The sequence below is a fragment of the Brevundimonas mediterranea genome (assembly GCF_014196125.1).
Classification (GTDB): domain Bacteria; phylum Pseudomonadota; class Alphaproteobacteria; order Caulobacterales; family Caulobacteraceae; genus Brevundimonas; species Brevundimonas mediterranea.
In genome coordinates, this window is the sequence record NZ_JACIDA010000002.1 from 573,857 (window position 1) to 594,245 (window position 20,389).

A 20,389-nucleotide genomic window follows, 5' to 3' on the forward strand; every position below is an offset into this window, starting at 1 on the left:
GATCGCTACAGACCCGCCGGCATGGAGCCGGCGTTGATGGCGATGCGGCCGACCAGGCCCTTGACGATCAGGTCCAGGGCCGAACCCTCGCGATAGTCGGCGGCGGCGACGAAATTGACCCGGTCCTCGGAGATCAGGGAATAGACCTTCTTCTGGTCCTTCTCGTTCGAGCGGGGGTCATAGACGGCGATCGAGAAGCCGCCCTTGGTGTGCATCATCTTCATGGTCGGCACGTCGGTGTCGCCGTCGCCGATGAAGATCATCCGCTCGAACGGCACCGGCCGCTGGTCGTCGGGGATGAAGTGGTTGATCCGCTCGTGCTCCCAGTGGTTCTTCACCCCCTTGTTGATGCGGAACAGATACTGGGTCTTGGTGGTGTAGTTGACGCCGACCGCAGGCCAGGCCGCCTCTCCCTTGTCGTCATAGACATAGTGGGAGGCGAAGACATGGGTCAGGGCGGGGCGGATCGGCGTGCCGTCGATCATCTCCTCCAGGCCGGCCGAGACGATATAGTGTTCGATCTCAAGTCCGTAGCGCGCCCCGAAGGCGTTCATCCGGTCGAACCAGCTGAGGTCCTTCAGGCCTTCGAACAAGGCCACCGCCTCGCCGTGCCGGCGCAGGGTCTCGCGCGTCACCGGCGAACCGTTCTGGCGCGCATGGTGCAGCATCAGCTGCATGTACATCAGGATGCCGTCGCCGTCGGCCTCCTTGGTCATGCGCTCGGCCTCTTCCCAGAAGGCGCTGATCCCCATGCCGACGGAGGGGATGAAGCTGACCTCCTGCATGTTGCCGCGCGCCAGGGTGCCGTCGAAATCATAGATCAGGGCGGTCTTCAGCAAGGGCTTGTCGCCGGAAGGGGCGTCGGACATCGGGCGGACTCCAGAGCGTCGGTCGGACCCCGCCCTCTATATCAGCCCGCCGTCTGCGTCGATTGTCGCCTCTGGCCGAAGCGGGGCGCCGCCGTCTTCTGCTCGGCCCAGTAGTCGGCGCCCGTAGTCGGCTTGAACATGGTGCGGGGCGTGCCGTCGCGCGCCACCACGGCGAAGGTGTTGGTCGAGGCCTGATAGATCAGGGTGTCGCCGTTCGGCCGTTTCACCGTCTCGGCGTCCCGTGGGGGCTTGGCCGTAAAGGCGGTGACCTTGTCCAGATAGTCTTCGGCCGATCCCGCGCCGAAGTCGGCGCCGTTGCGCTGGTACAGGCGGGCGATCTTGTCATCCACCGTCTCGCGACGGCTGGCCGTCAGCACCGGCTTGGCCTGGGGCGTCGTCGAAACCTGGTCGCCGCCGTCCGTCCCGGACGCCGTAACGGCGAGCGGCGTCGCCTCGGCCGTAGTGCGGTCGCGCGTCTGGACCGCCGAGGCGTTGTCGCACCCCGCCAGCGCCATCACCGCCAAACCGAACATCATCAGCCTCAGTCCTGTGGCCGCACCCTGTCGCTTGTCAGACGTCATCCTCGCCTCCCCCTTTGGACACCCGCTCTCCGCGAGATAAGCACAACCTTCATGTTCCTGCAATGTTCTTTTCGGCCGTCTCGACGGCGTCGTCATGGACGGCTAGACGAAGGCCATGGACAGCCGCCCTCTCGCAAATCGCAAAATCCTGCTGATCGTCGGCGGCGGCATAGCGGCCTACAAGGCGCTGGAGCTGGTGCGGCTGATCGCCAAGGCGGGGGGCCAGACGCGGGTGATCCTGACCGAATCCGGGGCCGAGTTCGTGACGCCCCTGTCGCTGGCGGCGCTGAGCGGACATCCGGTGCGGTCGGGCCTGTTCCACCCCGACGACGAGACCAGCATGGGCCATATCGAGCTGTCGCGCTGGGCCGATCTGGTGGTGGTGGCGCCGGCGACGGCGGGGTTGATCGCCAAGGCGGCGAACGGCTTGGCCGACGACCTGGCCTCGACCACATTGATCGCCACGGACAAGCGGGTGCTGCTGGCCCCGGCGATGAATGTGCGGATGTGGGAGCATCCGGCGGTCCAGACCAATATGGAGCGGCTGAAGGCCTTCCCCGGCTTCCACGGCGTGGCCGTGGTGGGGCCGGACGACGGCGAGATGGCCTGTGGCGAATACGGACCCGGCCGGATGGCCGAGCCGGCGGCGATCCTGGACGCGATCCAGGGCCTGCTGGCGGGCGCGGCTGGGCGGCCCCTGGCGGGTCGTAAGGCGGTGGTCACGGCCGGGCCGACCTTCGAACCCATCGACCCGGTGCGGGGCCTGACCAATCGCTCCAGCGGCAAGCAGGGCTACGCCATCGCCGCCGCCCTGGCCGAGCTAGGGGCCGAGGTGACCCTGGTGTCCGGACCCACGGCCTTGGGCGCGCCCGTGGGCGTGTCGCGGATCGACGTGGAGAGCGCGCTGGAAATGCAGGCGGCGACTCAAGCCGCCTTGCCGGCCGACATCGCCGTGCTGTCGGCCGCCGTGGCCGACTGGCGCGTGGACACCATCGCCGGCGGCAAGATCAAGAAGGGACCGGGCGGCCCGCCGACCCTGGCCCTGATCGAAAACCCCGACATCCTGGCCGGGATCGCCGCGCCGGGTCCGAACCGGCCGGCCCTGGTGATCGGCTTCGCCGCCGAGACCACGGACCTGGAGGCCAACGCCCGGGCCAAGCTGTCGCGCAAGGGCTGTGACTGGATCATCGGCAACGACGTGTCCGACGACGTCTTCGGCTCGGACGGCAACGCCGTCCTGCTGGTCACCGCCGACAGGACCGAAACCTGGCCGCGCCAGTCCAAATCCGCCATCGCCCGGGCGGTCGCCGCCCGTATCGCCGACCATTTCAAGAGCGTCCAATGACCCAGCCCGTCGCCGTCCAGATCCTGCGCCTGCCCCATGCCGAGGGCCTGCCCCTGCCGGCCTATGAGACGGCGGGATCGGCCGGGATGGACCTGCGCGCCGCCGTGCCCGAGGACCAGCCGATGACCCTGGCGCCCGGCCAGCGCGCCCTGGTGCCCACAGGACTGAAGATCGCCCTGCCGCTGGGCTATGAGGCCCAGGTGCGGGCGCGCTCGGGCCTGGCGTTGAAGCACGGCATCATCTGCCCCAATGCGCCGGGCACCATCGACAGCGACTATCGCGGCGAGTGCGGCGTGATCCTGGCCAATATCGGCGCGGAGCCCTTCGTCATCCGGCGGGGGGAGCGGATCGCCCAGCTGGTGATCGCCAAACACGAGCGCGCCGACTGGGTCGAGGTCGAGACGCTGGACGAGACCGCGCGCGGGGCGGGCGGGTTCGGATCGACGGGACGGTAGAAAGACGCTCTTAAACCGGCGGCGCGGTCGGCTGGATCAGGGCGGCCTTGCGGCGGACGTGTTCACGCCAGGCGGTGTAGAGGCCGCTGGCGGCGATGAGGGCGGCGCCGGCCAGGGTGTTCAAAGTCGGGGTCGTGGACATCAGCCACCAGCCGAAGATTACAGCGCCGACGATCTGGAGATAGTCGAAGGGCGCGACCACGGCGACCGGGGCCTTTTGCAGCGAGGCGGTCATGAACAGTTGGGCCAGGCCGCCGGCGATCCCCGATCCGATCAGCAGGGCGAAGGTCAGGGGCGAATGCCAATGGCCGACGAAGGGCAGCAGGATCGCCCCCACCCCGGATGAACCGACGAAGAACCAGAAGACGATGGCGGCGACATGCTCGGTGTCGCGCAACTGGCGCAGGGTGATGGTGACGCTGGCCGTCAGCAGGGCCGCCATCAGGCCAAAACCTATGCCCTCGAGCGGCATGGCGTGACCGCCCCCCGAGACGAACGAAAGGGGACGCATGACGATGACGACGCCGATGAAGCCCACCGCCACGGCGGTCCAGCGGCGCGGCCCCACCGCCTCCTTCAGGATGAAGAAAGACAGGATGGTGGCGAAGATGGGTGCGGTGAAGCTGAGGGTGGTGGCGTCGGCCAGGGGCAGCAGGGTCAGGGTCTGGAAGAGGCACAGGATGGAGACGACGCCCAGGGCGCTGCGTCCCGCATGGGCCCAGGGGCGGCGCGTGGTCAGGCCGGCGAGGCCGCCCGGCTGGGTCAGCACCCAGGCCAGGACGACGGGAAGGCCGAAGAAGGCGCGGTAGAACAGCATCTCGGGGGCGACCACGCCGTCCAGAGAGGCCAGTTTCAGCACCGCCGACATGACGGAAAAGGCGCCTGCCGCCGCGATCCTGAGCGCGATGCCGCGGGCGATGTCCTCGCCGCCGATACGTCCCGTCATGACGTCCTTTCGATGTTGCGGCGCACTCATAGGCCCGCGTCGCCTTCACGCCCACCCCCGAGGGAGCCTTTCCGCGCGAACGGCGTTAACCGTGTCGAACCGGCCAAGCTTGACCGGCGCCGATTGTTTTTGACCTTTCAGGAGAGACGACGTGGAAAATCTGATCGATCAGATCGGCGATTTCCTGAGTGGAATCGCGGGTCTGGCCAGCGCCGGCTTCGACGGCGTCAACCAGGTGATGGGGCTGATCATCGCCATCATCGCCGCCCTGCTGATGGTGGACTGGCGGTCGCTGGCCTCGACTGCCCTGGGCGCGACCCTGGTGCATCTGATCGTGCTGGCGGTCCTGCCGGTGCTGAACGGCGGCGAGTTCGCCCTGCCGGCGATCCTGACCGTCGGTTTCTGGATGACGGCCTTGGCCCTGTTCCTGGGCTATGCGATCGTCATCGCCATCTTCTTCTTCATCAAGACCCTGCTGACGGGCACGGCGTTCCGTGGCCGACGGCGGGTGGTGCACTGATTTTTGCGGGGGCTATGGCGCTTCGTGCGACTTGAGGCCGGAAGGCCCCCCTCTCCGTCATCCTCGGGCTTGACCCGAGGATCGGCTGCTCAGCCGCACATACGGCGGGGGCTGGTCCCCATCGTATGATCGCGCCGACGGTCCGGTCCTCGGGTCAAGCCCGAGGGTGACGACGCGTGAAATGCGCTCAAGCCGTGAGCGACCGCGTCGCGAGCGTAGCGCGGCGCGAAGCGCCCCCTAAGCGTCAGGCCTGCCTGAAGCCCAGCACGTCCTGCATGTCGTACAGGCCGGGCCCGCGCGTGCGGACCCAGGCGGCGGCGACGACGGCGCCCTTGGCGAACAGGGACCGGTCGATGGCCGAGTGGCTGAGGGTCAGGACCTCGTCTTCCGAGGCGAACAGGACCGTATGTTCGCCGATGATGCCGCCGGCGCGGATCGAGGAGAAGCCGATCTTGCCGCTCTCGCGTTCGCCCTGAACGCCGTCATAGGGGGCGGAGCGGATGTCGGCCAGGTCGGTGAACCGGCCCTCGGCCGCGGCCTCGCCCAGCATCAGGGCGGTGCCGGACGGAGAATCGACCTTGCGGCGGTGGTGAGCCTCGGTGATTTCGATATCCCAGTCCTGGGCGTCCAACCGCTGGGCCGCGTGCTGGACCAGGCCGATCAGGATGTTCACGCCCAGGGAGAAGTTGCCGCTCTTGACGATGGCGATCTTCTCGGCGGCCTTCATCAGCTCGGCCTCCTGCTCCGGCGTGAAGCCGGTGGAGCCGATGACCAGGCTGGGGCCGCCGCGCTCGGCCGCACTCTGCGCCAGGGCGACCGAGGCGTCCGGAGTCGAAAAATCGATGATCACGTCGCACAGGGAGATGTCGGCGGTTTCGCCCCAGTCGAACCGGGCGGCGACGACCACGTCCTCGCGCGCATCGAGAACCTGGGACACGGCGCGACCCATCCGGCCGCGATAGCCGGAAATGCCGGCGTGGAAGATTGCGCTCAAACCACGTTTTCTTTCGACCCGTCCGCATCCTGATTGCGCAGGATGTCGGCCCAGAAGCGCTTCGCCTTGCCGGCGAAGCTGGAGTTGCGGGGGTTCTGCCCCTCTCCGAACGACAGGGCAAGCTCTTGCAGCAGTTCCTTCTGACGGGGGGTCAGGTCGGTGGGGGTCTCGACGAACAGTTCGACCACCAGATCGCCGCGCGCGCGGCCATTCAGATGGGGCATGCCCTTACCCTTAATGCGGACGGTCTTGCCGGTCTGGGCGCCGGCGGGCACGGCGACGGAGGCCTTGCACTTGCCGTCGCAGGCGTCGGACACCAGACAGGGGGCGTCGATCTCGCCGCCCAGGGCCGCCACCGTCATCGGCACGGGCACGGTGACCAGCAGGTCCAGGTTGTCGCGCTCGAACAGGTCGTGCGGGGTCACCGACAGGAAGACGTACAGGTCGCCGCGCGGACCGCCGCGCTGACCGGCGTCGCCCTCGCCTGACAGGCGGATGCGCGAGCCGTCGTCGACGCCGGCGGGGATTTTCAGGTTCAGGGTGCGGGTCTTGCGGACCTGGCCGTGGCCGTGACAGGTCGTGCAAGGATCGGCGATCATCTGGCCCGCGCCGTGGCAGCGGGGGCAGGTCCGCTCGACCTGGAAGAAGCCGTTGGCCTGGCGCACGCGGCCGGCGCCGTTGCAGGTGGTGCAGGTGACGGGCTTTGTGCCGGGCTTGGCGCCCGAGCCTTCGCAGGTCTCGCAGGTCAGGGTGGCGGGGATGTCGATCTCGACCTCGGCGCCCTTGTAGGCCTGTTCCAGGCTGATCTCGAGATCATAGCGCAGGTCCGAGCCGCGACGCGGTCCGCCCTGCTGGCCCCTGCCCGCCTGGCGGCCGCCGAAGGCGTCCCCGAAGGCGTCGCCGAACACCTGGGAGAAGATGTCGTTGATGTCGGAGAAGCCCTGCTGGCCCTGGCCGAAGCCGCCGCCTGCGCCGCCGTTCACGCCGGCGTGGCCGAACCGGTCATAGGCCGCACGCTTATTGTCGTCCGACAGGACCGTGTAGGCCTCGGAGATTTCCTTGAACTGGGCCATCGACTCTTCCGAGCCGCCGTTGCGGTCCGGGTGATGGATCATGGCCAGTTTGCGATAGGCCGATTTCAGACCGGGCGCGTCGATGGTCCGTTCGACGCCCAGTATCTCGTAATAGTCACGCGCCATCGGGCGTCAGTCCTCATTACTTCCCCTGCCGCCTGCCCTGAACCTCTGCGGGTTCTGGAAAAGACGGTGTCCCGGCTGACATGGGGGCCGGGACGAATGATGCAAGTTTCATGAAAAGACCCCGCCTATCGCAAGACAAGCGGGGCCGTATCATTTCGCCGACCTGTTGCGGATCAGGCGCTCTTCTTTTCGTCGCCGTCGGCGTCCGAGACATCCTCGAACTCGGCGTCGACCACGCCGTCGTCGGCCGGGGCCGCGTCGCCTTCGCCGGCGCCCTGTTGCTGGGCGTACATGGCTTCACCCAGTTTCATCGAGGCCTGGACCAAGGTGTTGGTCTTGGTGCGGATGTCCTCGGCGTCCGTGCCCTCGCGGGCGGTCTTCAGCTCGGTCAGGCCCGTCTCGATGGCGGTCTTGACGTCGGCCTCGACCTTGTCGCCGTGTTCGGCCAGGGCCTTCTCGGTCGAGTTGATCAGGCTGTCGGCGGCGTTCTGGGCCTCGACCAGATCCTTGCGGACCTTGTCGGCGGCGGCGTTGGCCTCGGCTTCCTTGACCATCTTGTCGATGTCGGCGTCCGACAGGCCGCCGTTGGCCTGGATGCGGATCGACTGCTCCTTGTTGGTCGCCTTGTCCTTGGCCGAGACGTTGACGATGCCGTTGGCGTCGATGTCGAAGGCGACCTCGATCTGCGGCATGCCGCGCGGCGCCGGCGGGATGCCCATCAGGTCGAACTGACCCAGCATCTTGTTGTCGGCCGCCATCGGACGCTCGCCCTGGAAGACCCGGATCGTCACGGCCGACTGGTTATCGTCGGCGGTCGAGAAGGTCTGGCTCTTCTTGGTCGGGATGGTCGTGTTGCGCTCGATCAGGGGGGTGAAGACGCCGCCCAGGGTCTCGATGCCCAGGGTCAGGGGCGTCACGTCCAGCAGCAGCACGTCCTTGACGTCGCCTTGCAGCACGCCGGCCTGAACCGCGGCGCCTAGGGCCACGACTTCATCGGGGTTGACGCCCTTGTGCGGCTCCTTGCCGAAGAAGGCCTTCACGGCCTCCTGCACCTTGGGCATGCGGGTCATGCCGCCGACCAGGACGACTTCGTCGATGTCCGAGGCCTTCAGGCCGGCGTCGGCCAGGGCCTTCTTGCACGGCTCGATGGTGCGGGCGACCAGGTCGTCGACCAGGGCTTCCAGCTTGGCGCGCGACAGCTTGATGTTCAGGTGCAGCGGGCCCGAGGCGTTCATGGTGATGAACGGCAGATTGACCTCGTACTGGGTCGTGGAGCTGAGCTCCTTCTTGGCCTTTTCCGCTTCTTCGCGCAGGCGCTGCAGGGCCAGCTTGTCCTGGCGCAGATCGACGCCCTGTTCCTTCTTGAACTCGTCGGCCAGATAGTCGGCCAGGCGCACGTCGAAGTCCTCGCCGCCCAGGAAGGTGTCGCCGTTGGTCGACTTCACCTCGAAGACGCCGTCGCCGATCTCCAGGATCGAGACGTCGAAGGTGCCGCCGCCCAGGTCATAGACGGCGATCTTCTGGCCGTCGTTCTTTTCCAGGCCATAGGCGAGGGCGGCCGCGGTCGGCTCGTTGATGATGCGCAGGACTTCCAGCCCGGCGATCTTGCCGGCGTCCTTGGTGGCCTGGCGCTGGCTGTCGTTGAAATAGGCCGGGACGGTGATGACGGCTTGCGTCACCTTCTCGCCCAGATAGGCCTCGGCGGCTTCCTTCATCTTGATGAGGGTGAAGGCCGAGATCTGTTGGGGCGAATAATCCTTGCCGTGGGCGCGGACCCAGGCGTCGCCGTTCGGACCCTTGACGATTTCATAGGGCACCATGCCCTTGTCCTTCGCCACGACGGGATCGTCGAAGTTGCGGCCGATCAGGCGCTTGATGGCGAAGAAGGTGTTGGCGGGGTTGGTGACGGCCTGACGCTTGGCGGGCTGACCCACCAGGGTCTCGCCGCCGTCCTGAAGGGCGACCACCGAGGGGGTGGTGCGGGCGCCTTCGGCGTTTTCGATGACCTTGGGGTTCTTGCCGTCCATGACGGCCACGCACGAGTTGGTGGTGCCGAGGTCGATGCCGATAATCTTGGCCATGGGCGTACTATTCTCTCCGTATGGCGGGCGATGCGGCGGCCTTCGACGAAGCGCCGCGCGTGACCGCCCCCTGTGGGTTGGCGTGATGGATGCCGGATAGCCCCAAACTTCTCGGGGTTTCTCCGAAGCTGGCCCCGATATGGGAAAGTCCCATAGGCCTGCAAGGGCGTTCTGCGATTCAGCGATGCGGCGGAACCGGTTTTCGCTCAGGATGGGGCCATGTCCGCGATTTTAGAGGTCAAAACCGCCGTCGAAGGCTTCCGCCTTTGGCCCGGCGCCCTGGACGCCCAGGCCCAGACTGATCTGGTCGATGCGGTGTTCGCGCGGCTGGAAGCGGGGCCCTTTTACCGGCCGCAGACGCCGGGCGGGCGGCCGTTTTCGGTGCAGATGAGCAATTTCGGGCCGCTGGGCTGGGTCTCGGACCCGGTCGGCTATCGCTATCAGCCGACGCATCCGGAGACGGGGCGGGCCTGGCCGGATATTCCGCCGGTGTTGCTGGACCTTTGGGACGCGACGGTCGGCGAACCCCGGCGGCCGGACGCCTGTCTGGTCAATCTGTACCGTGAGGGGGCCAAGATGGGCCTGCACCAGGACAAGGACGAGGCCGATCTGGGCGCGCCGGTCCTGTCGGTGTCGCTGGGCGATGCGGCCATGTTCCGCATCGGCGCCGCTCAGGGCGGGCGCACCACGACGCTGCGACTGGACAGCGGCGACGTCTGCGCCCTGACGGGACCGGCGCGGCTGGCCCGGCACGGGATCGACCGCGTGCTGGAGGGCTCGTCGCGCCTGATCCCCGGCGGCGGGCGGCTGAACCTGACGCTGCGCGTGGCGGGGATCAGTCCTCGATGACCTCGTGGGCGCCCGCGCCGCCCAGCCGCCAGTAGCCGGCCGCCTTCATCGACTTGGCCGAAAAGCCGAGAGCCAGCACGCGCGTCCGCAGAGCCTTGGCCACAGCGGATTCGGCGGCGATCCAGACATAGGCGTCTTGCGGGCTAACCCCGGTCAGGGCTGTGTCGAGCGCGGCAAGAAGGAAGTCGGCTCGGCCGCGTGGGGCGCCGTCGCGGACGGCCCAGGTCACGGCAACCTGGGCGGCGCTGTCGAAGGTCCATGTCGAATCTACGTCCGAGACCTCGACCACCACATGGGCGCGGACGCCGGCGGGCAGTTCCTCCAGACGACGGGCGATGGCGGGCAGGGCCGTTTCGTCGCCGATCAGGACATGGTCGGCGAAGGCAGTGGGCACGATGAAGGAGCCGCGCGGACCGCCGACGCCGAGGACCGAGCCGACCCTGGCCGCCATGGCCCATTCGGTCGCCGGACCGCCGTGGCCGACGACAAAATCCAGCGTCAGGCGGCGGGCGGCGGCGTCATAGGCGCGGGGGGTGTAGTCGCGCGCCACGGGACGGGGATCGGGAAAGACCGGGCCGTCGGGGCCCGGGGTCGGCAGGACCGGCGCCTGACCCTCGGCGACCGGGAAGATCTTCACATGGTCGTCGAAGCCCAGGGAGACGAAGCCGTCCAGATCCGCACCCTCCAGCAGGATACGGCGATAGGTCGGCGTCAGGTCCTCGACCGAGGCGACGCTCAAGATGCGGAACTTCAGTTCGTGCCGCACGCGGCGAGGGATGCGCAGGGTGTCGGTCATGCCTGTTCCACCTTGTCGGCGGCCTCGGCCAGAATGGCGGCGATGGCCTGGACCTGGGCCTCGGTCAAAGCGGTCTCGTCCGTCAGGCGGCCGTGGATCGTGTGGCGCAGACGGCCGATGGCGTCTTGAATAGCGGTCGGCCGCAGGGCGCGGGAGGCGAACTTGTCCATGGTCGCCTCGGCGGCGCGCAGGACCTCGGCGTTCTCGGCCAGCAAGGCGCGGCCGGCCTCGGTGATGGAGTACAGTTTCTTGCCGCCCTGGGCCTCGGACTCCAGCGCACCCATCTCCTCCAGCAGGGTCAGGCTGGGGTAGATGACGCCGGGGCTGGGCGAATAGGCGCCGCCCAGTTTCGTCTCGACCGCCTTGATCAGTTCGTAGCCGTGGCTGGGTTTCTCCGCGATCAGTGACAGCAGGACCCAGCGCAATGTGCCGTGGTCGAACAAGCGCGCGCCGCCGCCGCGTCGGCCATGGCCACGCCCCTCGCCGCCTTCCCAGCCCGGCCCGAAGCCGGCGCCGCGTCCGCCGCGCATCCCGCGCCCGAACGCATGACCAAACCCATGGCCGAAGCCGCCGTGGCGGCCGTGTTTTTCGCCGCATCCGTCGCGGCGGCCTTGAAAGATCCCCTTGGACCTCATGATCGATTCCTTTTCGATATATCTGTTCACAAGCGATTAGATATATCTGAATAACGAAATGCGCAAGGGGGCTGGCGTTCAGGCGCAAGCTGCGGCGTAAATCGGGGATGGACGACCTGAAGCGCCGCTGGGCCCGCCTCGAACCCCATCTCACGGTTGTCGGCCCCGACGACGACCGGCCCAGGCCGGCGGTGCTGCTGTTCCACGGCTGCGGCGGTCTGCGCGATCACCTGCCCCGCTACGCCGAGGCGGCGAAGGCGGCGGGCTGGCGGGCCTTCATCGTCGATTCCTACGGCCCGCGCGGCTGGGGCCGGGCCTTCACCCTCACGGCGGTCTGCACCGGCCTGGCCTTCCGGGGATACGAACGGGGCGGCGACGTGCTGGCGGCCATCCAGGGGATTTCCGCCCGGCCGGACGTGGATGCGACCCGGCTGACCCTGGCCGGATGGAGCCACGGCGGCTGGTCGATCATGGAGATGATGAGCGCCGACCCCGCGCCGAACACCCTGGGAGTCGCCGATCCCGGCGCGGCCGACCTGTCGGGCGTCCGGGCCGTCTGGCTGGCCTATCCCTATATCGGCCCGTTCGCCTTCAATCGGATGAAGCCGTGGCGGCACTGTCCCAAGGTGCTGGCCGTCACCTGCAAGCGCGACCACCTGACCACGGTGCGCAACGCCGAACAGGTCAACGCCATGATCCGCAATTGCGGCGCCGAGGTCGAAAGCTGGGTCGCCGCCGGCACCCACGCCTTCGACGAACCGACCAACAACGGCCCGATGCGTCACGACCCGGACCTGACCGAGGACTCCCTGCGCCGCTTCCGCGCCTTCCTGACCGACGTCGCGCCCAACGTCTGAAAAGAATTCCGGTCGGCGCCTTGACGCAGGGCACGTCACGTAACAATTGAAGTTACATGAAAAGGGATTCCCGCCTCTCGAACATCCTCCACGCCCTGCTGCACATGGCCGAGCATGAGGCGCGGACCGGCGCGCCCATGACCTCGGACCAGCTGGCCGTCTGCCTGTCGACCAATCCGGTCGTGGTGCGCCGGACCATGGCCGGCCTGCGCGAGCAGGGGCTGGTGGCCTCGGAAAAGGGGCATGGCGGCGGCTGGCGGCTGGCCCTGCCGCTGGACCAGGTGACCCTGGGCCAGGTCAACATGGCCCTGGGCGAACCCGGCCTGTTTCCCGAAGCCCCGCCGGTCGAGGCCGACGGCTGTCTGGTCGAGGCGGCGGTCAACGACGCATTGGCCGGGACCTACGCCGCCGCCCGCGCCCTGCTGGTCGCGCGACTGAACGAAATCACCTTGGCCGATCTGGCGGCGGACTTCGCGCGCCGGATGGCCGACCACCCGAAGAGGGATTTGCTCCATGCCCACCGCCACCCGTCCTGAACCCCGAGACTCTGAACCCATGCCGCACGACGCCCTGATCATCGGCGGTTCCTACGCCGGCCTGTCCGCCGCCCAGCAGTTGGTCCGGGCCCGTCGCCGGGTGCTGGTCATCGACGACGGCAAGCCGCGCAACCGCTTCGCCGCCCGCGCCCATGGCGTCCTGACCAACGACGGCAAGCCCGGCGCCGAGATCGCCGCCGCCGCCCGGTCCCAGGTCGCCGCCTATCCCACCGCCGCCTTCCGCATGGCCGAGGCGGTCGCGATCGAGCGGATCGACGGCGGCTTCTCGGTCGCCTTCGCCGACGGCACGCGCACGCGCGGCCGCCGCCTTCTGCTGTCGCATGGGGTCGAGGACGTCCTGCCCGATATTCCAGGCGTCAAGGAACGCTGGGGCCGCACGGCCCTGCACTGCCCCTGGTGCCACGGCTATGAGATTGGCGGCGGTTCCATCGGCGTGCTCGGGCGCGGCGACCATGCGGTCCAGTACGCCGCCACCGTGGCGGAGTGGGGCCAGGTCACCCTGTTCATGGGGCTGGAGGTCGGGCTGTCGCCGGAGGACGCCCATCTGCTGTACCGGCGCGGCGTCACCATAGAGACCACGCCCATCGCCCGGCTGGAGGGCGAGGCCCCGACGCTGACCGGGGCCCGCCTGACTGACGGCCGCTTCGTGGAGCTGAAAGCCATCTTCGTCGGCGCCAGCGTCCGCGTCGCCAGCCCCTTCGCCGAGCGGCTGGGCTGCGAGATGACCGACACCCCGATGGGCCGGGTGATCAAGGTGGACGCCATGCAGGCGACGACCCAGCCGGGCGTGTTCGCCGCCGGCGACCTGGCGCGAGCCGCGTCCAACATCACCCTGGCCACCTCGGACGGCATGGTCGCCGCCCACGGCCTGTTCCGCTCGTTGGTCGAGGAAGAGACGGCCCCCGCCTAGCCTCAGCCGCCTGACCGGACCTAGCCGATCGTCGCCTCGACCGTGATGGTCGCGCGGACCGAGTGGGCCATTTCGCAGTGGTCGTGGGCCTGGTGGTGCAGGGCGTCGATCTCGGTCTGGTCCGGTTCGCGGCCGGTGAAACTGGTGAAGGGGCGCAGGGTGACCTCGGCGAGATAGCTCTTGCCGTTTTCGTCCTTGCCCATCTTGCCCGAAGCCTCGTCGACATAGGTGTCGACCACCAGGCCGGCGTTGGCGGCGAAGGCCAGGAACCACAGCATGTGGCAGCTGGACAGGGAGGCGATCATCGCCTCTTCCGGATCAACCGCGGCCGGGTCGGACATCGGCACGGGCACGCTGACCGGGGCCGACGACCCCGGCACCACCGCGCCGCCGTCGAAGGTCCAGGAATGGGCGCGGCTGTAGCGCTTGTCGAGGAAGGGCTGGTCGCCCCGGCTCCAGGCGATCTTGGCTTCGTACACGCCCATGGTGGTCTCCCCTGTCAGTCGGCCAGGATCGTATAGACCATCGGCGCCCGAACCTCGAAGCCCAGCGAGCGGTAAAAGGCGATGGTCGCCTCATGGTCGGCGAAGGCGTGGAGGAAGGCGGCTTCGCCCGAGGCGTGGATCTGGCCCACCACCGCCCGCGACAGGGCGGCCGCATAGCCGCGCCCGCGGTGGTCGGGGTGGGTGCACACCCCGCTCAGTTCGGTGAAGCCGTCCAGGCGCAGACGGCGCCCGGCCATGGCGACCAGTTGGCCGTCCTGTTTCACTCCGATGAAGGGGCCGAGTTCGCGCGTTCTTGAGCGGAAGGGACCGGGCCGGGTCAGGGTGGCCAGGGCCAGCATGGCCGGAGCGTCGGCCGGGGTCAGGGTCTCGAAGGCGATCACCGGCGCCTTGCCCGGCGTCAGCGCGACACAGGTCATCTGCACCAGACCGATGCGACGATCCACGGCGATTCCGTCCGGCAGGACGTCGGCCATCGGTCCGTCGGCGTGCTCGACCAGGCTCGCGCCCGGGTGCAGGCGGGCAAGTTCTGTCAGGCGGGCCCGGCTTTCGCGAGAGGCGTCGGCGGCCGACAGGAAAACCCCGACCTCGGGATCGATGCGCACGGCGCGCGTGTCGGACTCCGGCGTCGTGAACGACGACAGACGGGTGGTCAGGGCGTTCCAGACGGCGCGATCAAGGGGATGATTCATGGTCGGGCTTCTAACCCCGACGGCGCGGGGGCGGAACCGGTCGCCGCGACGCCGCGTCCGAAAACCGCCAGCGCCCTACCCCCTCCAGAAGCCGACGATCTTCTTGACCTCGTCCACCACCGGGTCGGCGACGGCCGCGGCGCGTTCGGCGCCGTCCTTCAGCACGCGGTCGATCTCGGCTGGGTCGTCCATCAGGCGGCGCATCTCGGCCGTGACCGGCGCCAGTGAGGCCACCGCTAGGTCCGCGAGGGCCGGCTTGAAGGCGCCGAAGCCCTGGCCGCCGAACTGTTCGATCACCTGTTCGCGCGTCAGCCCGGCCAGGGCCGCGTAGATGGCCACCAGGTTCTTGGCCTCGGGCCGGTCGTTCAGTCCGTCCAGGGTTTCCGGCAGGGGCTCGGGATCGGTCTTGGCCTTGCGGATCTTGGACGCGATCGTGTCGGCGTCGTCGGTCAGGTTGATGCGGCTGTTGTCGGACGGGTCTGACTTGGACATCTTGGCCGCCCCGTCACGCAGCGACATGACGCGCGTCGCCGGCCCCTGGATGATGGGCTCGGGCACGGGGAAATAGCCGGGGACGCCGAAGTCGTTGTTGAACTTGGCGGCGATGTCGCGGGTCAGTTCCAGATGCTGTTTCTGGTCCTCGCCGACCGGCACCTCGGTCGCCTTGTACAGCAGGATGTCGGCGGCCTGGAGCACCGGATAGGTGTAGAGGCCGACCGAGGCCCGTTCCTTGTGTTTGCCCGACTTCTCCTTGAACTGGGTCATCCGGTCCAGCCAGCCCAGGCGGGCGACGCAGTTGAAGATCCAGGCCAGTTCGGCATGGGCGCGCACGGCGGACTGCGGGAAGATGATCGACTTGGCCGGATCCAGGCCCGAGGCCAGATAGGCGGCGGCGATCTCGCGCGTCTGGGCGGCCAGCTTGTCCGGCTCCTGCCAGACGGTGATGGCGTGCATGTCGGCGACGAAGACGAAGACGGGCGCGCCCTGGTCCTGCAGTTCGACGAACCGCTTCAGGGCGCCGAGATAGTTGCCCAGGTGAAGCGCGCCGGAGGCCTGGATGCCGGACAGGATGCGGCGCGGGCCGGTGTAGAGGGCCGGGGGAGTTTGGTCGGTCATGGATTCGGGTCTCGAAAAGGCAGGGTCAGGCGTGGCGAAGGATGCGGCGGTTCAGCCGCGCCATCGCCAGGTGGAGATCAGGCCCGAAAGGATCATGGCTCGCGCTTATCGCCTCGACGGGGTTCAGTCCAGACCCGAGACGGCCGAACCGCCGGGCTCGCGCCGCAGGGTCGCCTGCAGTTCGGCCAGGGTGACGGCGCGGAAGGCCAAAAGACAGGCGCCATAGATGCCCGCGCCCAGGCCGCAGACCGCCAGGATGGCGATCTCCTTGGCCAGCAGCACCTGGCTGAGCAGTCCATAGTTGATCCCGGCGAGCAGCAGCAGGCCGGCCATGACCGCGCTGGCGGCCAGGACGCGGGCGATGCGCGAGAGAAAGGCCGGTGACGGCCGCCAGCTGTTCTCGCGGATCAGGACCCCGGCCAGCAGGCCCACATTGACCCAGGCCGAGACGCTGGTGGCGATGGCCAGACCCAGCACCCCGTCCCAGCCCTGGGCGCTGAACCAGAAGAACAGGCCCGAGCCCAGGATGACGGTGATGACCACGCTGACGACCGCGAAGATCATCGGCCGGCGCGTGTCCTGGCGCGCGAAGAAGGGCGGGGTCAGGACCTTGGCCAGGACGAAGGCCGGCACGCCCCAGGCGAACTGGCGCAGCACGTCGGCGGTGCGGGCGGCGTCGGCGCTGGTGAAGGCGCCGCGCGTCACCGTGGCGTCGATGATGAAGAAGGGGATGACAAACAGGGCCACGGCGGCCGGCAGGGTGAAGGCCATGGCCAGGTTGATCCCGTCGTCCAACGTCTTCTGCCCGCCCACGTGATCGCCATCAACGAAGGCCTTCGTCAGGCGCGGCACCAGGGCCAGGCCGATGGCGACCCCGACCAGACCCAAGGGAAGCTGATATAGCCGGTCCGCGTTATACAGCACCGACCGCGCGCCCTCGTCCGATCCGGTCAGGAACTGCGACACCAGGGAGTTGATTTGCAAGGCGCCGCCGGCCAGAGCGCCTGGCACGGCCAGGGCTAGGGTGTGTCGGACATTGGGCGTGATCCGGGGCAGGCCGATCTTTAGCTTCACGCCCAGCCGCCGCACGCCCCACCACAAGAGACCGGCCTGAATGACGCCTGACACCGTCACCGCAGCCGTCACCATCAGCAGCACCGTCTCCTGCGGGACGGGCAGGATCATCGGTGGAATCAGGGCGGCCAGGGTGCATAGGTTCAAAAACACCGGCACAGCGGCCGACAAAGCGAACCGCCCGCCGGTGTTCAGCACGCCCGACAGCAGCGAGGCCACGGTCATGCAGGCCAGATAGGGCATGGCCAGCTGAGTGGCGATCACGGCGGCGCGCAGCACCTCGGGCTGGCCCTGATAGGCCGACAGCAGCCAGGGCATGATCCAGGGCATCACGACCTGAAGCAGGATGCAGAAGCCGGCGACCACCGCCAGCATGAAGCTGAGCGCTTCGGACGCGGTGACGGCGGCTGCCTCTTCGCCCTGGCGCGCCCGGACGCCGCCGTAGACCGGCACGAAGGCCTGGGCGAAGGCGCCCTCGGCGAACAGGCGACGGAACATATTGGGCAACATGAGCGCCGTGGTGAAGGCGTCCATCATCGGCCCCTGGCCGAAGCGCGCCGCCAGCGCCATGTCACGGACGAATCCCAAAATGCGGCTGCCCAGGGTCAGGCTGGACTGAACCAGGGTGTTGCGGGCGAGGCTCATGCGGACCGGTGGCGAAAGACTGGGAGGGGTGACGCTTAGCGCGCTTCCTGGGGCGGCGATATGGCCTTGGCGCGGGTCCGGCGGCCCAGGTCCGAGACGTCGCGCGCGCTGGCGCGGGCCGAGGCGACCTTGCGGCCCTCGGGGGCCGGGGCGCGGCTGTCCAGCACGGCCTCCAGGGCAGTGCGCAGTTCGGCGATCCGCTGTTCGGACGTGATCTTGCGCCCCTTGCGATCGACCACATAGAAACTGTCCACCGCCCGTTCGCCATAGCTGGCGACATGGGCCGAGCGGATGTTCAGCCCCTCGTCGCTGAAGACCCGCGACAGGGCGGCCAGCAGGCCGGGCCGGTCGGCGCCCGAGACCTCGACCACGGTGGCGGCCTCGCTGGCGTGGTGATCGACCATGACCACGGGCCGGACCTCGAAGGCGGCCTTTCTGGCGTTGCCGGCGGGGGCGGGCGCCTTGCTGATGCGGCCCTCGCCGCGGGCGGCCTTCTCCAGGGCTTCCACCAGGGCCTTGAGCCGGCGCGGTTCGGCCTGGCCGTAAGGCAGGCCCGCCCCGTCCTGAACCCGGAAGACGTCCAGGACCACGCCCTCGCTGGTCGTCGCCACCCGGGCGTCAGTGACGTCGGCGCCCAGGGCGGCCATGGTCTGGGCCAGGTCGGCGAACAGGCCGGGCCGGTCTGTGGCGGCGATGGAGATCTCGGTAGCCTGGACCGGCAGGCCCTCGACCGGGGTCAGGGGCGCGGCCTGGGCGGCGGCGCCGGTCTGGCGGGCCCGCTGCACCAGGGCCGGATGCGCCGCCAGCGGATCCTCGCGCGCCACGTCCTCGCCCCGGAACAGCGCGGCGACCTGGTCGTAGAGGGTGCGCATCAACTGCCCCTTCCAGCCGTTCCAGACCCCCGGCCCCACGGCGCGGATGTCGGCCACGGTCAGGACCAGCAGCATGCGCAGCCGCTCGGGATCGCCGACCAGTTCGGCGAAGGCGCGGATCGTGGCCGGATCGGACAGGTCGCGCTTCTGGGCGTAGTCCGACAGGGCCAGGTGGCTGCGCACCAGCCAGACCACCAGTTCGATGCGGCGCGGATCGACGCCCAGGCGTTCGCAGGCCCGGCGCGCGGCGATGGCTCCGTCCTCCAGCTGCCCCCGCTCGCCGCCCTTGCCGACGTCGTGCAGCAGCATGCCCAGCATCAGAGCCTCCATGTCCGAGATCAGATGCACGATCTCGGTCGCCATCGGATGGTCGGCCTTCAGCTTGCCGCGCGCGATGTCGTTGATGATGCCGATGGCCTGGAGCGTGTGCTCGTCCACCGTATAGGCGTGGTACATGTTGAACTGGGTCTGGCCGACGATCCGCCCCCATTCGGGCAGGAACCGGCCCAGCAGGCCCGTCTCGTTCATGATGGTCAGGGTGCGATAGGGCCGCTGTCCGTGCGTCAGGACGTTCAGGAAGGCGCGCGTCGCCTCCGGATCACGACGCAGCCTGGGCGTCACCAGCGACAGGCTCCGGCTGACGGCCGAGAAGGCGTCGGGGTGCAGGTCCAGGTCGTGGCGGTCGGCGCAGACGAACAGGGTCAGAAGCTTGACCGGATCGGCGGTGAAGACCTCGGGCCCCTCGACCGACAGACGCCCCTGATCGACCCAGAAGCCCTCGACCTCCAGCTTGCGGCGGTTGGGCCGGAACGGGGTCATCAGGCGCGACAGGCCCTGGGTGGGCTTCTGGTGGCGGGCCTCCAGCTTGGCCGACATGGCGCGGGTCAGGGCGCCGACGTCGCGGGCGACCAGGAAATAGCGGCGCATGAACCGTTCCACCGCCGGCTCGTCGCCACGCCCGCGCCACCCCATCCGCCGGGCCACCTCGGGCTGCATGTCGAAAGTCAGCTTCTCCTCGGCCCGCCCCGCGACCAGATGCAGATGGATCCGCACCCGCCACAGAAAATCGAACGCCTCATCCGAGGTGCGGCGTTCGCGCGGGGTGAACATCTCGTCCATCACCGTCGCGCCCAGCCGGCTTTCCGGCGCCAGGGAGCGGGCGATCCAGTACAGGGTGTTCAGGTCGCGCAGCCCTCCCTTGCCGTCCTTGACGTTGGGCTCGACCTTGTAGCGGGTCACGCCCGCCTTCTGGTGACGGAGGGCGCGCTCCTCCAGTTTGGCGGCGATGAAGGGGCGGGGGTCGGACTTGGCCACCATGTCGCGGAAGCGGCCGATCATCAGGTCCGAAAGTCGGGCGTCCCCGGCCAGCGGCCGGGCTTCCAGCAAGGCGGTGCGCACCGTCATGTCGGTGCGCGACAGGGCCAGACAGTCTTCGACCGACCGCACCGAAGGCCCCACCTTCGCCCCCAGATCCCACAGGACATAGAGGATGAACTCGATCACCCGCTCGCCGCGCGGCGTCGGCTTGCCGGGCCGCAGGAACAGCAGGTCCAGGTCGGAATAGGGCGCCAGGACGCCGCGGCCGTAACCGCCCACCGCCACCAGCGACAGGCGTTCGCACTCCACAGGCGATACGGGATGAAGGGTCTGGGTCGCCACCCGCCACAGGGCCGCCAGCATGTCGTCGGCGGCCGTGGCGTACAGGCGGGCGACCTCGCGCCCGTTCAGCCCCCCGTCCAGTTTGCGTTCGGCGCGGGCGCGGGCGGCGTCGTAGCTGTCCCTCAGAACGGACGCGACCGCCGCGCGCGGATCTCCCGCGCGGGCGGCCTCGTCAAGGCGGTCATCCAGACTGGGCGAAGCGGTCATGCCAGCCACCTATAGGCCGCATCCCCC

20 protein-coding genes are annotated in these 20,389 nt (G+C 68.8%); 7 read left to right on the forward strand and 13 right to left on the reverse strand.

Annotated elements, in window-relative coordinates:
* Positions 1 to 5 precede the first annotated feature (5 nt).
* Together GGR11_RS11605 and GGR11_RS11610 are read right to left on the reverse strand one after the other, a co-directional pair.
* On the reverse strand, positions 6 to 869 hold the full coding sequence (locus GGR11_RS11605) for an HAD family hydrolase (RefSeq protein WP_183197160.1): 864 nt from the start codon (positions 867 to 869) through the stop codon (positions 6 to 8).
* 41 nt (positions 870 to 910) lie between these two features.
* The gene (locus tag GGR11_RS11610; protein ID WP_246331776.1) at positions 911 to 1,450 is read right to left on the reverse strand and encodes an S-type pyocin family protein; all 540 of its coding nucleotides are present in this window, start codon (positions 1,448 to 1,450) and stop codon (positions 911 to 913) included.
* A gap of 115 nt (positions 1,451 to 1,565) precedes the next feature.
* On the opposite strand from GGR11_RS11610, the gene coaBC reads away from it, so the two are divergent.
* Entirely contained in the window at positions 1,566 to 2,795 is a 1,230-nt protein-coding gene (gene coaBC, locus GGR11_RS11615; protein WP_183197161.1) for a bifunctional phosphopantothenoylcysteine decarboxylase/phosphopantothenate--cysteine ligase CoaBC, read from the forward strand.
* Positions 2,792 to 3,250, forward strand: coding sequence for a dUTP diphosphatase (gene dut / locus GGR11_RS11620; protein WP_183197163.1), 459 nt, complete (start codon positions 2,792 to 2,794; stop codon positions 3,248 to 3,250). Before coaBC ends, dut begins: the two co-directional genes overlap by 4 nt.
* A gap of 10 nt (positions 3,251 to 3,260) precedes the next feature.
* On the opposite strand, the gene GGR11_RS11625 is transcribed toward dut, so the two are convergent.
* Positions 3,261 to 4,196 (reverse strand): DMT family transporter, encoded by a 936-nt coding sequence (locus tag GGR11_RS11625; RefSeq protein WP_183197165.1) that lies wholly within the window; start codon positions 4,194 to 4,196, stop codon positions 3,261 to 3,263.
* 151 nt (positions 4,197 to 4,347) lie between these two features.
* Here GGR11_RS11625 and GGR11_RS11630 point away from each other — a divergent pair, with 151 nt between their 5' ends.
* Positions 4,348 to 4,716 (forward strand): hypothetical protein, encoded by a 369-nt coding sequence (locus tag GGR11_RS11630; protein WP_183197167.1) that lies wholly within the window; start codon positions 4,348 to 4,350, stop codon positions 4,714 to 4,716.
* Positions 4,717 to 4,960: 244 nt separating this feature from the next.
* Here GGR11_RS11630 and dapB read toward each other — a convergent pair whose 3' ends face one another.
* The 3 genes from dapB to dnaK form a co-directional block, all read right to left on the reverse strand.
* Positions 4,961 to 5,710: a 4-hydroxy-tetrahydrodipicolinate reductase gene (dapB, locus tag GGR11_RS11635; protein ID WP_183197169.1), complete on the reverse strand. Its 750-nt coding sequence runs from the start codon at positions 5,708 to 5,710 to the stop codon at positions 4,961 to 4,963.
* On the reverse strand, positions 5,707 to 6,909 hold the full coding sequence (dnaJ, locus tag GGR11_RS11640; RefSeq protein WP_183197171.1) for a molecular chaperone DnaJ: 1,203 nt from the start codon (positions 6,907 to 6,909) through the stop codon (positions 5,707 to 5,709). The genes dapB and dnaJ overlap by 4 nt, the downstream gene beginning before the upstream one ends.
* 173 nt (positions 6,910 to 7,082) lie before the next feature.
* Positions 7,083 to 8,990: a molecular chaperone DnaK gene (gene dnaK / locus GGR11_RS11645; protein ID WP_183197173.1), complete on the reverse strand. Its 1,908-nt coding sequence runs from the start codon at positions 8,988 to 8,990 to the stop codon at positions 7,083 to 7,085.
* A 219-nt stretch (positions 8,991 to 9,209) separates the two neighbouring features.
* Here dnaK and GGR11_RS11650 point away from each other — a divergent pair, with 219 nt between their 5' ends.
* Positions 9,210 to 9,839 (forward strand): alpha-ketoglutarate-dependent dioxygenase AlkB, encoded by a 630-nt coding sequence (locus tag GGR11_RS11650; protein ID WP_183197175.1) that lies wholly within the window; start codon positions 9,210 to 9,212, stop codon positions 9,837 to 9,839.
* Here GGR11_RS11650 and GGR11_RS11655 read toward each other — a convergent pair.
* On the reverse strand, positions 9,826 to 10,635 hold the full coding sequence (locus GGR11_RS11655) for a siderophore-interacting protein (protein WP_183197177.1): 810 nt from the start codon (positions 10,633 to 10,635) through the stop codon (positions 9,826 to 9,828). The two genes, GGR11_RS11650 and GGR11_RS11655, sit on opposite strands and share 14 nt — an antisense overlap.
* Positions 10,632 to 11,270: a PadR family transcriptional regulator gene (locus GGR11_RS11660; RefSeq protein WP_183197179.1), complete on the reverse strand. Its 639-nt coding sequence runs from the start codon at positions 11,268 to 11,270 to the stop codon at positions 10,632 to 10,634. The genes GGR11_RS11655 and GGR11_RS11660 overlap by 4 nt, the downstream gene beginning before the upstream one ends.
* 107 nt (positions 11,271 to 11,377) lie before the next feature.
* On the opposite strand from GGR11_RS11660, the gene GGR11_RS11665 reads away from it, so the two are divergent.
* Genes GGR11_RS11665 through GGR11_RS11675 form a run of 3 tightly spaced genes read left to right on the forward strand, consistent with a single transcriptional unit; the run spans position 11,378 to position 13,594 of the window.
* The gene (locus GGR11_RS11665) at positions 11,378 to 12,127 is read left to right on the forward strand and encodes a dienelactone hydrolase family protein (RefSeq protein ID WP_183197181.1); all 750 of its coding nucleotides are present in this window, start codon (positions 11,378 to 11,380) and stop codon (positions 12,125 to 12,127) included.
* 56 nt (positions 12,128 to 12,183) lie between these two features.
* On the forward strand, positions 12,184 to 12,663 hold the full coding sequence (locus GGR11_RS11670) for an Rrf2 family transcriptional regulator (protein ID WP_183197183.1): 480 nt from the start codon (positions 12,184 to 12,186) through the stop codon (positions 12,661 to 12,663).
* Entirely contained in the window at positions 12,641 to 13,594 is a 954-nt protein-coding gene (locus GGR11_RS11675; protein WP_246331778.1) for an NAD(P)/FAD-dependent oxidoreductase, read from the forward strand. The genes GGR11_RS11670 and GGR11_RS11675 overlap by 23 nt, the downstream gene beginning before the upstream one ends.
* A 20-nt stretch (positions 13,595 to 13,614) precedes the next feature.
* On the opposite strand, the gene GGR11_RS11680 is transcribed toward GGR11_RS11675, so the two are convergent.
* The 5 genes from GGR11_RS11680 to glnD all read right to left on the reverse strand — a co-directional run bounded on the left by GGR11_RS11680 (position 13,615) and on the right by glnD (position 20,362).
* Entirely contained in the window at positions 13,615 to 14,079 is a 465-nt protein-coding gene (locus GGR11_RS11680; protein WP_183197185.1) for an OsmC family protein, read from the reverse strand.
* Between the two features lie 14 nt (positions 14,080 to 14,093).
* On the reverse strand, positions 14,094 to 14,789 hold the full coding sequence (locus tag GGR11_RS11685; RefSeq protein WP_183197187.1) for a GNAT family N-acetyltransferase: 696 nt from the start codon (positions 14,787 to 14,789) through the stop codon (positions 14,094 to 14,096).
* A 75-nt stretch (positions 14,790 to 14,864) separates the two neighbouring features.
* Entirely contained in the window at positions 14,865 to 15,905 is a 1,041-nt protein-coding gene (trpS, locus tag GGR11_RS11690; protein WP_183197189.1) for a tryptophan--tRNA ligase, read from the reverse strand.
* 123 nt (positions 15,906 to 16,028) lie between these two features.
* Positions 16,029 to 17,624 carry a murein biosynthesis integral membrane protein MurJ gene (gene murJ / locus GGR11_RS11695; protein ID WP_183197191.1) on the reverse strand — a complete coding sequence of 532 codons (1,596 nt, stop codon included), beginning with the start codon at positions 17,622 to 17,624 and terminating at the stop codon, positions 16,029 to 16,031.
* Positions 17,625 to 17,659: 35 nt separating this feature from the next.
* Positions 17,660 to 20,362: a [protein-PII] uridylyltransferase gene (glnD, locus tag GGR11_RS11700; protein ID WP_183197193.1), complete on the reverse strand. Its 2,703-nt coding sequence runs from the start codon at positions 20,360 to 20,362 to the stop codon at positions 17,660 to 17,662.
* Between the last annotated feature and the right edge of the window lie 27 nt (positions 20,363 to 20,389).